Annotated in this window: 7 protein-coding genes; 1 reads left to right on the forward strand and 6 read right to left on the reverse strand. The window is 37.0% G+C overall.

Going from position 1 to position 12,476, the window contains the following annotated elements; genetic code table 11:
• Nucleotides 1-156 precede the first annotated feature (156 nt).
• Nucleotides 157-2,982, reverse strand: coding sequence for a PAS domain-containing hybrid sensor histidine kinase/response regulator (locus tag A6E03_RS05730; protein ID WP_065600371.1), 2,826 nt, complete (start codon nt 2,980-2,982; stop codon nt 157-159).
• Nucleotides 2,979-4,010 carry a cytochrome-c peroxidase gene (locus tag A6E03_RS05735; protein ID WP_255310589.1) on the reverse strand — a complete coding sequence of 344 codons (1,032 nt, stop codon included), beginning with the start codon at nt 4,008-4,010 and terminating at the stop codon, nt 2,979-2,981. The genes A6E03_RS05730 and A6E03_RS05735 overlap by 4 nt, the downstream gene beginning before the upstream one ends.
• Nucleotides 4,011-4,513: 503 nt before the next feature.
• Between A6E03_RS05735 and A6E03_RS05740 the strand changes: the two genes are divergently transcribed.
• Entirely contained in the window at nt 4,514-6,475 is a 1,962-nt protein-coding gene (locus tag A6E03_RS05740; RefSeq protein WP_255310590.1) for a methyl-accepting chemotaxis protein, read from the forward strand.
• Nucleotides 6,476-6,518: 43 nt separating this feature from the next.
• On the opposite strand, the gene A6E03_RS05745 is transcribed toward A6E03_RS05740, so the two are convergent.
• From A6E03_RS05745 to glpA, 4 genes are all read right to left on the reverse strand, one after another.
• Nucleotides 6,519-7,760 (reverse strand): winged helix-turn-helix domain-containing protein, encoded by a 1,242-nt coding sequence (locus tag A6E03_RS05745; RefSeq protein ID WP_083201840.1) that lies wholly within the window; start codon nt 7,758-7,760, stop codon nt 6,519-6,521.
• 137 nt (nt 7,761-7,897) lie between these two features.
• Nucleotides 7,898-9,169 (reverse strand): anaerobic glycerol-3-phosphate dehydrogenase subunit GlpC, encoded by a 1,272-nt coding sequence (gene glpC, locus A6E03_RS05750; RefSeq protein ID WP_065600375.1) that lies wholly within the window; start codon nt 9,167-9,169, stop codon nt 7,898-7,900.
• Nucleotides 9,166-10,536, reverse strand: a complete 1,371-nt coding sequence (glpB, locus tag A6E03_RS05755) for a glycerol-3-phosphate dehydrogenase subunit GlpB (RefSeq protein ID WP_065600376.1) — start codon at nt 10,534-10,536, stop codon at nt 9,166-9,168. Before glpB ends, glpC begins: the two co-directional genes overlap by 4 nt.
• The gene (glpA, locus tag A6E03_RS05760) at nt 10,533-12,248 is read right to left on the reverse strand and encodes an anaerobic glycerol-3-phosphate dehydrogenase subunit A (RefSeq protein ID WP_065593354.1); all 1,716 of its coding nucleotides are present in this window, start codon (nt 12,246-12,248) and stop codon (nt 10,533-10,535) included. The genes glpB and glpA overlap by 4 nt, the downstream gene beginning before the upstream one ends.
• Nucleotides 12,249-12,476: the final 228 nt, after the last annotated feature.

Genomic DNA, 12,476 nt, shown 5'->3' on the forward strand with positions numbered 1-12,476 from the left:
AAAAATAAGCCTCGGAATGAGGCTTATTTTTTATCTTTACTGTCCGCAAAAAATGTATAGATAATTAATTAGAATGCCTGAATCTTAATCATGCTTCATAAGAAACAATAAACCCTTACAAAGTATAACTATTGATGATATCTAGTTTCATTTAAATTAAGAGTTAATGCTAGCATCACCTTGATTTATATCAGAATTGTTTTTTATTAATCGAGTGGCTTGTTGAATATTTACTTCTAATAAATTAATTAATTGTTGTATATCGTCTAAATTTGGCATGGTGTTATTTTTAGCCTGTTTTTCAATGTTGGTAGCACTCTCTACAAGACGATGGGCGTCAAAATTACTCGCCATTCCTTTTACTGAATGTGAATGCAGGCGAATATTATCAATTTCCTTTTTATCGTAAGCGGTAATTAAAGAAGTAATGCAGTCTTCAGAGGTATTAATAAATGAGGTTAAAAAGTCATTTAATATATCAACATCATCACCACAAATAGCAATTAAAGGAACTAAAGTTAATTCAGCTTCGGTAAGTGCTAATGTAATTTTTTCTTTAGAATGCCTTTTTAATTCAATCACATTTGTTTTTTGTTCTATGGCCGTTTTATTCTTTGTCTGATTGCGCTCAATGCTGGTTTTATAATGGTTAATAGCATCAAGAAAACTTTGTTCTTGAAGTGGTTTTGTTAGTACATAATTGGCACCCGCTGCAATAAAATTATCATGAGCTTCTTGGAACACATCTGCGGTACAGGCAAAAATGACGGTTGAAAGTTTTCGTTCATTTCGGATAATTGTGGTTGCACTAATGCCATCCATTACTGGCATATGATTATCCATAATAATCAAATCAAATGCACTTTCTTGTAATATATCGAGAGCGATTTGCCCATTCTCGGCTATGGTCACTTGGTGACCTAAACGTTGACAGAACATTTTAGCGACTAACGCATTTACCTTATTATCTTCTGCTATCAAAATAGATAGATTTTTAGGCGCGTCATCTTCTTCTATATCCACTATTGGTAAATGTTCAGTACTTGGTTTTTCTGGCTGCTGTATACGGCTTTTAATAGGGATCACAATGGTGAATTCAGTGCCTTCACCTTCGACACTGTGAACCGAAATATCACCTTGCATCACATTAATTAGCTGTTTAACAATGGCTAAACCTAATCCAGTGCCACCATATTGTCTTGTTGTGGACGATTCAGCTTGAATGAAAGGGTCGAAGATTTTCTCTAAACGTTCCTGACGAATGCCAATCCCACTATCTTTGATTTGAAGAATGAGTCCACTTTCATTATTGGCTTTGTAAATAGGCTTGAATAATAACGTAATGCTTCCTTTATGAGTAAACTTCACAGCATTACTAATTAGATTAAAAATTATTTGTCGGATCCTAGGCTTATCCCCATTAAATATGGCGTTAGGATTGATATCATTTTTTATAATCAGATTAAGGCCTTTATCTTCGCAAATTGAAAAGTAAGTATGCGTGATAGGGCTTATTACCTCTTTGAAGTAAAACTCTTCATAATTTAGCTCAAGCTTATTTTGTTCAATTTTAGAAAAATCAAGAATGTCATTAAGTAAAGAAAGTAGGTGATCTCCTGATTCGAGTAGAACGTTAATCTGTGTGTGTTGTTCGGGATCTTTTATATTACTTTCGATGATCTGTGCCATGCCTAAAATACCGTTAAGTGGCGTTCTTAATTCATGGCTCATGGTTGCTAAGAAGGTTGATTTGGCTTTATTGGAAACTTCCGCTTGTTCTGCTGCATTGAATAAATCAATTTCAAGGGCTTTACGTTTGGTGATGTCTCTTTCTACGGCGATGAACTGCTCTACTGAACCATCCGAATTGAAGGTTGGGGTAATGGACATATCTATCCAGTATTCAGATCCGTCTTTATGATAATTGATTAATTCTGATTCAATCGATATCCCTTCTTTGATGGCGGAAGAGATGCGTGCAACGTCGTCTTTTGATGTGTTTTTACCTTGTAATAGTTCACCCGGTTTTTTTCCTATCACTTCATTGAGTGGGAATCCTGAGAGTGTAGAAAAACTTTGGTTTGCCCAAGTAAGTATGCCATTTTTATCGGTGATAAGAATGGCATCGTGCGCGTGTTCGGCAACAAGGGCGAGCTTTGATTTTTCTTTTTCTGAGCTTACGAGTTCTCTTTTTATAATTAAGGTTTGTTGTAAGCGTTCTCGTAATTGAAGGTAGAAATAAGCGGCAATCGCGCAGATAAACAGTATTACAGTAATGAACATGTGATTTTTTATTGATTCTGATTGAGATAACCAATAATTATTTTGCTGTGTGAGCCTTTTTTTTACGTCGTTGGTAAAGATGTCTTTTTCTTTGTTTTGACTTTCTATTTTAATACGTTCACGAAAGGAGATGTAATTAGATAAACTGTTAAAATCAGCGTGTTTTTTTAATTCATTACTCGGGGGGGATTCCATTAAACCCATCAGTGTGAATTGTGAAACATACAATTTATCTTCTAGTCTGGCTAAGCTAGATAATAGCTTCTTTTCTAATAGTAAGGTTGTGAGCGTTGAGTATTCGTATGAGACTTTTAATCTTAGCAACGTTTCTAGATCGTTTACTAAAGCAGAGACACTGACTTGAGTATTTTTTGCATAAGTAGCGGCTTGTTCGGTATTGATAAGTAAACTTGATAACCACTGATTTTGGTCGTTTTCTAAGTGTTCAGAGAGAAAGGAGGCTTTTAGATCGGCATTAACGAGTTGAGATGAGTAAGTGTCATAGGCTCTATTGTCTTGATGATTAAAATAATAAAGACTTTCTCTAGATTGAATGATGCTGTCAGATAATGATAAATAAGCGCGTTGATATTGCTCGACTAAATGGCTTTTGGTGACAATCAATGACAAATACAGAGCTGCACAGGTGATAACCGCGATCAGTATAAGGCTGAGTTTGTTGGTATTAATTAATATCATTGAATTAACTCCTCTAGTGCTGCGGGTCTTGGTGCCGTTAAGGTATTTAAAAAGGCACTTATCTCAACAACGGTCATAGGATTTAACTCTTGCCCTAATTGTACCCTAGCCATAATGATAATGGCTTCTTCAAGGGTTGCTGTTTTTCCATGATGGAAATAAGGAGCGGTAATGGCGACATTGCGCAGGCTAGGGACGCGGAAGACGTGGCGATCATTATTGTCTCCTGTGATATCAAAGCGACCAAGGTCGTTATTTACAGAATCGCCAAATTGCGTTTCTAATTCAGTTAAATTACCAAATTTCTGAAATAGATTACCGCCTACGTTTTGTCCTTGATGGCAAAATACACACCCCAATTGTTGGAATTTATCCCAACCATTGGCTGCTATTTTGGATATGGCTCTTTTGTCGCCCTTTAAATAGTGGTCAAAAGGAGCGTCTGGTGTATTGAGAGTTGTCATGAAAGTGACTAAGGCGTTTTTGATTGTTGCTTCTGTGATGTCGCCGTTGTATTCCTGTTTGAAACGATTTGAATAGTGCTTAGAAGTACTAAGAAATTGAATGATGTCAGTCCAATTACTGTCCATCTCTAATGGGTTATGAATAGGGCCATCAAGTTGTTGCTCTAAACTTGCGGCTCTTCCATCCCAGAAAAAACGAGTATTTAAACTGATATTAAACAGTGTTGGAGAATTGCGTAGCCCTTCACCATTAACCCCAATCGAAGCGGGAATAGATTCGGCGCCATTCGTAAATATGTGGTGGCAAGATTCGCAACTGACTTGCCCGTTAGAGGATAACCTTGGATCAAGAAAGAGTTCTAAGCCTAATTTAGCTTTGCTTTTTTCTTTAATTTCTACCTCGTTGATGGCAGTAATGGCTTTAGAAAACAGTTCATTACTTTCAATCGTTTGTGGATGAGAATTAGGACCCCAAATAGGATCTTGAAAAGAGAAGTACAAATAGATACTACAGACACTGATTATAATAAGTGGGATAACCCAGCGAAACGGTAAAAGATGCACTATTAGTTTTCCTATTAGATTCCTTTCATTTGAAAAGTATAGGATAAAGAATCACGTCTTTATGTAGAAAGTTCCTTTTATTAAAAAGGACAGTGATTTTTCTTATATTTCTAGTCTCATTTTCATCTGCGTATTCAGAAAACAAGGGTGATTCTTTTAAATGGGAATTTAGACCTAAAATATTCTAAATTAAACCTGTTCAGTTTTATTTAAACTATTGATTAATAATGTTTTATGGTTTTAATTGCTTATTGTGGCATTACGCATGGTTAAATAAATCGTTTACACTGCTTTTCCTTAAAATTAGAGATGTAACTCAATGAAAATAAATGAAAGGAATAAGAGTGGAAGTAAAGTCAATTATAGAAACTTTAAAGACCATTTTCATACTGTGTCAAATGTATTAAGTGACGAAGAAATTGCTTTTATTGAAGGTGTTTTTGGAATGCAGTTAATTGAGTTATATGGAATTAATAATTAATAAAGCAAAAAGGAAAGTAAGTTTGACTCAATTAGAACGCATTTTTATGAATCTTCAATTAAGATATCAAATACTCATACCAGTAGCGATCGCCATCTCTATTATGGCGTTATCGTTAAGTGTGATCATTCAAAGCTATGATAAATTATCAGCAAACTCATTAGCCATGGATTACAATTCCATTGATAGTGCAAAGCTCACTTATGCACAAGAAAAACTACTTCATCTCCGTATTATTACAAGTCGTGCTTTAGGTAATCCTAATTATTTAAAGTCAGCTGATAAAGAATTCATAGAAACAAATCGAGCCGTTCTTCAATTATTATCTGAAGTGAAAGCATCCGCTAATGTCACGACATCTACGGATGAGTTTCAAAGACGTATGACAGAAGTTCAGGTATTGATTGGGAAGTATGGTGCTGATTTACAAAAAGTTAAATCGGACTATGAGCAAATGGATACCGCTTGGATGTCTCTTCCTTGGATTAGTGATTATATTGATCAAGCGAATAATATAATAATGGCAAGTAATGTCAGCTTAGAAGAAGAAACAAAATGGGCACAAATCCGTCAAGCGTTGTACTCTTCAAGTACAAAAATCATTGTAAGAATGTCATCAGTGCATTCTTTAGATTTACTGCCACAATTTGAAAAAGATCTCATCGAAAATTTTAATATCGCATTTACTGAAATTGAAAAGCTGAATAATAAAGAAGCTAAAAAGGTGTTAGAGCAAGGTTTTAATACGTATTCAGCGATGAATGGGATGCTGTGGGAAAGTGGTCGAGGAATTCTTCAATATAGCGATAATATCGTCGCATCAGGCACGAAAGCGGATGACATTTTAGCAAAGACGTTATCTGAGTTAATTCAACGAACTCATGATTTAACAGTAGGTTCTACCGGTTTAATTACTGATAGTGAATCTATGCTGTTGGCATCGTTAACTTTCATTATTCTGTTTTCGATCTTAACTGGCTGGTTTGTTGCAAGAATCATTATCAGACCTATTTTACGTATTCAGGATCAAATGGCGTATGTGGCGAAAGGTGATTTGACTGATATTATCAATTATCAAGGTACTAATGAAGTTGGAACCCTTTGTAAATATACTGATGATACTGTTAGGAATCTACAGACGTTAATCTTTGATTTGAGGAATGTGGGTGATGAAGTGTCTTCAGCTTCAACTGAACTCGCTGCAGTTATGGTGGAAAGTGAAGCTAATGCGAATGATCAAAAAGGGCAGGTTGAACAAATTTCTACAGCAGTCACTGAGTTATCTGCATCTGCAACGCAAGTTGACGCTTCAGCTAACCAAGCAGAATTAAGGGTGAAAGAAGTATTGGAATTAACGTTAACGGGCTCTAAAATTGCTAATGAGAGTGCACAGTTAAGCCATTCTTTAGCAATGCAAATGGATGTGACTTCGGAAGAAGTGAACGTACTTAAAGAACAAACAGATAAGATAAGTGAAGTCATCACTGTTATTGATTCTATTTCTGAACAAACTAATTTACTGGCTTTAAATGCGGCTATTGAAGCTGCTCGTGCAGGGGAAAGCGGACGAGGCTTTGCCGTTGTTGCGGATGAAGTTAGAGTGTTGGCTGCAAAAACTCAAAAATCGACACAGGATATTCAACGTATTATTGATAACCTTCAGCAAAAATCTTCTGATGTTGTTACTTCTGTTTCTGATTCAATTAAGATCATTCATGAAACCACACGTATGAGCCAAGAAACTAATGAGCAGTTAGATAATATATCGGTGGCGATTGACATGATATCGCAAACGAACTCAGAGATGGCAAATGCTGCCAATGAACAGAGTCGAGCTATTTCGTCTATTAGTGAAAATGTTAGTACCATTAGTGAAAGTATTAATCAAAATGTAGAAGGAATAAAAGAGACTGCTCAAGCTAGTAATCATTTGTCTGAGCTATCTGAGGGACAGAAAGCGAAGCTATCATTTTTTAATGTATAAATTGTCTTAATGTTAGGGGGAGGGTTATCCTTCCCCCTTAGATTTATTTATGTTCAAACATAAGTAGAGATGTTTTAGTATCTTCAAAATAAGTGAAATTAGTATTTTTACTTATTGGGTAAATATGGGCATAAGATGTTTTTATTGGGCCATTAAGTAATCGTGGATAGGCATAAAGTTGAGTTTGATCTTTGATTATTCCGTGGTGTTCACGACCAAGTTTAAAATTCGTTGTTTTATTCATATTACTTAGCAGTGCGAAATATTTATCATTCTCTTTATGAAGATTGATAGTTAAATCTGATGAGTATCGATAGCTTCCCTCGTAGCCAGACTCAGTAATGAAAATAGAAAATTCACTAATGAGTTTCTCATTACGCTCCGTTTTAAGGTCGTAGTATAGATAAGCGTGGCCTGAATAATTGTCATTATCTAATGCGCCAAGATCAACACTGCTTTCCACCTTGAATTCATCATCTATTTGATGGGCAGCCAATAATTTAGGAGGGGTGTAGTCAAAGTATACTTCTGATAAATAAGGAGTTATTTCTTCTGGTGTGTTATTTTCGTTAGTAAAGAATAGTTTGTTATAGATAGATCGACATTGTCCATCTTCTAGTTTACAAGCTGAAATACTTAGATTGCATTTTTGTCTATTAATATAATAGTAAATATCAGTTTTGATGACATTGTTATCAAATATTACTGGCAGTGAATTACTTGGTTTGAAAATATTAGGTGAATGCTCTACAAGCTCTTGAACTATAGGCTTTTTAATTATGTAATCGTCATATAACATATATGAGATGACAGTGCAGGTTAAAAAAGCAACAAGTAAAGCCCATGTTTTTATGTTAGGTATTTCAAATGAGTTGGTTTTTTCTGTCGCTTTATATCCTTCGCCTTTTATCGTGTCAATTATATCTATATTATGTCGATGAAGCTTTTTTCTTAACAGTGAAATTGTTTGTGGAACCACACTGACGTAGTTATCATTTCTATTCCAGGCATAATTCAGTATGTCTTCTTTTCTGTGTGTAACATTATGATTTTTAATCAAAAGAATGATTATTCTTAATTCAATGTCTGTTAGTTGAATCGTTGTTTTCTTTGTCGATATGCTCTTCTTTTTTATGTTAAGAGAAATGTTATTATAGTGAATGTTGTTTTGTTTTTTAACAAAAGGCTGTTTTAACATTGAGATAAATAAATGACTACTATTTGAAATAATCGAGTATTCTATCAATATACCGTAATTAATATCAACATTAATTAATATCAACATTAATTAATGATTGAATCGGTTATTTTTACTAGGGTCGATGTTGTGAATTTAGATCAGTGAATATTTACTATTAGCCCTTTAGTATTAATATAATGGGTGATATTTAGTATATTCTATATATCACCCATTTAATTCATTCACATTAAGGCTTCACACAATAACGAGATTGGATGAATAGTCGTAACATTTGTATTCTCTTCTATTTGCCATTTACAGGTTTCACAATCGGTAATGGCATAATCTGGCTTAGCCGCTTTTATTTGGTCAAATATGTTTTTACCAATAGCAATAGAGGTATCGTAGTTTTCTGTTTTAAAACCGTAAGTTCCTGCTAAGCCGCAACATTCACTGTCCAGTACTTGCACTTCTAAGCCCGGTATCGCTCGTAATAATTCAATGGTGTAAATGTTGCCGCCACTGCGCTCTAAGTGACAAGGCGTATGATATACAATTTTTTTATTTAAAGGTTTCATTTTAGGGCCGCGACCGTTCATGATCTCTTTTAATAAAAAGCGAGTTACGTATTCTATTTTCTTCGCTACTTTGCTGTTATCTACATCCAGTACGTGTGGATACTCTTGCTGTAAGGTGAAGGAGCACGTTGAAGAGGTCGATAAAATCGGTACGTCTCTACGTTCAATGGCTGCTTCTAAGTTAGCGACATTAAATTCTGCATTTTTCTGTGCTTTTTTATGGTATCCATTTGCGATAAGAGGTACGCCACAGCATTTCTCTTTATCTAATAACTGAACCCCAATGTGCATGTTGTTCATGACTTTAATAAAATCTTTCCCCAGTTGTGGGTGGTTATAATTTACAAAACAGCCATGAAAATAATGAACTTGTTGTTGGTAGATAGATTGATCATTAACTTCTTTTTTATACCATTTACGAAAGGTGCCGTGAGAGTATTTTGGCAGAGATTTATGATCATGAACGCCAATGGTTTTGTGCATCACTTTTTTAACTAATGGCACGCTCGTCATTGCGTTAACAATAGGGGCAATAGGCGTTGCGACTGAGCCAAATAGGTCAGTATGACTTAATACAAAATCTCGGATCCCCTTCATGTTATACGCGGGTTTTCCGTGTATTCCACGAGCGACTGCTATCATGTCACCAATTTTAACCCCTGACGGACACGCGGTTTCACAGCGTTTACAGTTGGTGCAGAGTTTTAAGGTTTCATCATAATATTCTGGGCTTTTAAAGCGTAAACGCTCGCCATCAGGTCCACATTGTTTTGGACCGGGGTAATCAGGGTTCTCTTTAGCAACCGGGCAATACACGGTACATACGGTACATTTTAGGCATTGATCAAAGCTCGTATTTGCTGGCGCTCTAAAAATTAAGTTATCTTTTGCAAACTTGTCTTTTAATAAGTTTGAATTAAATAGTGGGCTGCTCATAATGCGACCTCTTGTTGTGTTTTTATTTTATTGCCTGATAAAAACTCAGGATTTATTTGTTTGATAATAGACTCTGCAGCATGAAAGCCAGAGCTAATTGCAACGCCACTGCCACTGCCTTCTAATACGGGGTTATAACCAGATAAAATGGCACCGGCGCAATAGACGTTATCAATAACATGACCTGATTTTATAGCTTGCAATTGTGGCGTTGTTTTTACGCCCATACTTAAAAACGGGTGTGATTGTGGACTAAAAAAAGCAGAGCTATACCAATCGGTGCGAGACGCGGTTTGGTCCATATCTAAACCAAAAATAGGTTCTTCCATTGAATCAGCACTTGCTTTTAAGCCTTGGCTAAAGAAACTGCCTGTTGCTAGTACAAACTGTTTTGCTTGCAGTGGAAAGTCACCATGATTTTTAGTGAAAATTCGATTTAGTCGGTAATGTGAATGCTCAGGGTCTTCTTTATCAACATACGAGAACTCACCTTGAATGACATGATCCCCATTGAGTAATGTTCCCCCTTGAGTAATGAAAGCGTGTTTCATCGTTTCTTCTAATCGAATGCCCAATAAAGAAGGTGGCATCGTTGGGACTTCACATAAAGTTAATTGGGTTAACGCTTCAATTTCTTTTAAAAATCCCAATCCTTTTCCGTTACCAAAAATGGCAGGGATTACGACAAGATCGCCGGGATTAGCGTGTTGTTGCAATGCATGTGCAAATTCTTGTAGGTTGGCTCGTTTGGCAAGCAATCGAGAAAGATCAATGGAGCGTAATTCACAGTGATTACGTTGAATGTCATTAAAAGCAGACAGAGAGACGGTTGCTGTTGAAATCTCGACATCAGATAATTGAGTGATATGCTTTAAGTTATCTTGTGCTAACTTTGGTTGAAAATCACGAAAGCCATCCACGGTGATCAGTACGATTTTTTGCACTGTATTGCTTTCTAATGCCATTGGGAATTGATGAACAAAAGGCTGTGATAACCAGGTTGATTTCATTGTACCTAAAGGCGTTAATCGATAATGATTGCATCCATTTGCTTGTGAGGCGAGAGGGACACCGATAGTCGATAACGTTGTTTGGTACCAATCAATCGCGCGATTTACCGTTTCTCTTCCTAGTGTGCCGTAAGGATGTTCAGGATAATGAGTCGAAAACCCATCAATTGCCGCCATTGGGTCGACAACATGCGTACCATCTGGTGTTTTTGCTAATACGTCGACAGAGCCTGATGAGAAATGCAGAGCGCTTTGACCAGAGGCTATCACCGCTGTTTTTAATCCAGCTTCTAAGCAGCGTAAAGCACAACTTAAGCCAGCCATGCCACCGCCAATGATAATGGTATCGAAATTCATAATGTTGCCTCTTGTTTTTCTTTTGATTGAGACGTAGTTATTTGAGAGCCGTCTACGTGGTCTTTTTCTAATTGAGTATTCGGCGTTGGCATATTACTTGTTGGAATGTCACTTGCGCCAAACAGACCTTCATAAATCCAATAACTGAATTCTGCTTCACGTAATGCATCACCCCAAAAAACGGGTTTAATGCCTTTCCAACGTTCTTCTAAAAAGTGCGTTAATAATTGGCTTGATTGATTGCCAGAGACTTGGCCGCATTCTTCAAAAAGCCCCGCAGCACGGTAAGTACATAGTTCGCCTTGGCAAGGTCCCATACCTAAACGAGTACGGCGACGAAGATCCACCAGATTGTGAACATCTAATTGATTGATGGCGTAGTTAATTTCGCCTTGAGTTACCATTTCACATTCACAGATCACCGCTTGATCTTTGGCGTTATCAGTCAAAAATTGCTGCGCCCGTTCACCATGACGATATACCGCACTTTGATAAACAGGTTTTGCCAGGCTTGCGGTTTTTTTCGCTGCGATAGAAGCACTATTTGAACCTGGGAGTGGACGGCTATGTGTTGTACATTCTTGGTTGTTATTTAGTTTTTTCGCCACGAGATCGGTCGTCATTTCTGCCATCAAACGAGAGGTCATTAACTTGCCTCCGGTAATGGTTGTGAAACCATTGAGGCCATCTTTTTCACCATGATCAAGCAAGACAATGCCACGGCTTATATTTCGACCCGAGCCATCATCATCAACAGCGACCAACGGACGAACACCAGCATAAGCACGAAGTACACGAGTGTTGGCCATTATTGGGGCTAATTTCGCGCCTTCACTTAATAGAATATCCACTTCTTTAGCGCTGACATGTAAGTCATCAATTTTATCGTAGTCAATGTGCTCAGAGGTGGTTCCTATCAGTGAAATTGTGTCACCGGGAACTAAAATGTCAGCATCTGATGGCTTACGGCAACGGTTTATTACTAAGTTATTAATACGATAATCTAAGATCAGTAGAGAGCCTTTCGCTGGGAACATCTTGATACTCAAATCAGCGTATTCACAAATATTTTGTCCCCAAATACCTGCGGCGTTAATCACTTCTGAAGCAAATATTTCAATCTTTTGATTGGTTCTCACATCAATGCAATTAACCCCAAGCACCGTATCTTGATGGCGAATAAGCGAGGTTACGTGAGTGTGTGTGAGCAAACGCGCACCATTTTCTTTCGCATCAAGTACATTTGCCGCACATAAACGAAAAGGGTCAAGTGTTCCATCGGGTACTTGAACCGCGCCAATTAGATTAGGGTTGACGTTTGGCTCAAGTAATAAGGCTTCTTTAGGGGTAAGTTGTTTTGCTTCAATACCAGCAACTTGGCATGATTCAATAAACTGCTTTTGAAAATCTAAATCATCATCAGGAAGAGAGATAAACAGGCCTTGTGTATCCTCAACACAATGTTTTGCGATATTTTTTAGAATTTTATTTTCATGGATACATTCTTTAGCTGATTCGTTATCCGTCACCGCATAACGCGCGCCAGAATGAAGTAAGCCATGATTTCTACCTGTGGTTCCAGAGGCTAAATCGTCCTTCTCGATCAAAATACAATCGATGCCACGCAGTGCACAATCACGCATGATGCCAGTGCCAGTTGCTCCCCCTCCGATGATGATTACAGAGGTGTCTAATCGAGAAGTTTTGTCCATAATGTGGTCTCTTTTTTACTACTTTTGATGTATGAAACCATCATGATATGAATGTTCGACACTTTCTTTGATTTAGCGCAATTATGCTCGTTCGCGCTTTCGTTTTGTTTTCGTAATGGTGCATGAGTCACACGTTTTTCATTATACGAACGTGTTTTCGGTACTTTTACGCGACGGATGATGGAATAATTTGCGCGTTTTAGATTGCGCTGACAGCAGATTTGCGAG

Origin of the sequence: Aliivibrio sp. 1S128, assembly GCF_001691065.1 — a bacterium.
Lineage (GTDB): Bacteria > Pseudomonadota > Gammaproteobacteria > Enterobacterales > Vibrionaceae > Aliivibrio.

What these genes read in the sequence shown, in the direction of transcription:
- A6E03_RS05730 (WP_065600371.1), bottom strand. Translation starts at nt 2,982, where the DNA reads ATGATATTAATTAATACCAACAAACTCAGCCTTATACTGATCGCGGTT.
- A6E03_RS05745 (WP_083201840.1), bottom strand. Translation starts at nt 7,760, where the DNA reads ATGTTGATATTAATTAATGTTGATATTAATTACGGTATATTGATAGAA.
- glpC (WP_065600375.1), bottom strand. Translation starts at nt 9,169, where the DNA reads ATGAGCAGCCCACTATTTAATTCAAACTTATTAAAAGACAAGTTTGCA.
- glpB (WP_065600376.1), bottom strand. Translation starts at nt 10,536, where the DNA reads ATGAATTTCGATACCATTATCATTGGCGGTGGCATGGCTGGCTTAAGT.
- glpA (WP_065593354.1), bottom strand. Translation starts at nt 12,248, where the DNA reads ATGGACAAAACTTCTCGATTAGACACCTCTGTAATCATCATCGGAGGG.